Consider the following 550-nt stretch of genomic DNA (forward strand, 5'->3'; position numbering starts at 1 on the left):
CACCACTTGTGCGTATTGTTTTTAAGGGTTCATTGCGTAACTTCCACGCTTTTCTGGTGTCCGTCATTCGTTCTTCCAAACGCGCTAAAAGCCGCGGGAGACGCGCGTTATGTCATGATTGTCGCCATTTGCACCATGTGGTTCGTGAGGGTATGCTCCGCTTATATTTTATCGTACACGTTAGGTTTTGGACCTTTAGGGGTTTATTTGGCTATGGGCGCGGACTTCCTTTTCCGGGGGATATTCTACACAAAACGCTGGCTCAGCAATAAATGGATAGAAAAGAAAGTAATATAAGAGTACAATAACGCATGAAAATAATTTCATGGAACGTAAACGGCATCCGCGCCGTAGAAAAGCGCGGTTTTTTAAAATGGCTCAAAAAAGAAAACGCGGACATAGTTTGCATTAACGAAACCAAAGCCGATCCCGGGCAGCTTTCCCCGATATTTATTAATCCGGCCGGCATGTCTTATACTTCCTATTGGGCAAGCGCGAAAAAGAAAGGCTATTCCGGCGTAGCGATTTACACAAAAATAAAACCTGACGA

At 44.5% G+C, this 550-nt stretch carries 1 protein-coding gene and 1 pseudogene; both read left to right on the forward strand.

What is annotated here, in order from left to right; genetic code table 11:
• Nucleotides 1-297: pseudogene (locus ACYVRH_RS14290) on the forward strand (MATE family efflux transporter); the annotation flags it as partial.
• Nucleotides 298-311: 14 nt separating this feature from the next.
• A partial coding sequence (locus ACYVRH_RS14295) for an endonuclease/exonuclease/phosphatase family protein (RefSeq protein ID WP_461257541.1) occupies nucleotides 312-550 on the forward strand: 239 nt, incomplete at its 3' end.

Source organism: Treponema sp. R80B11-R83G3 (assembly GCF_054786115.1).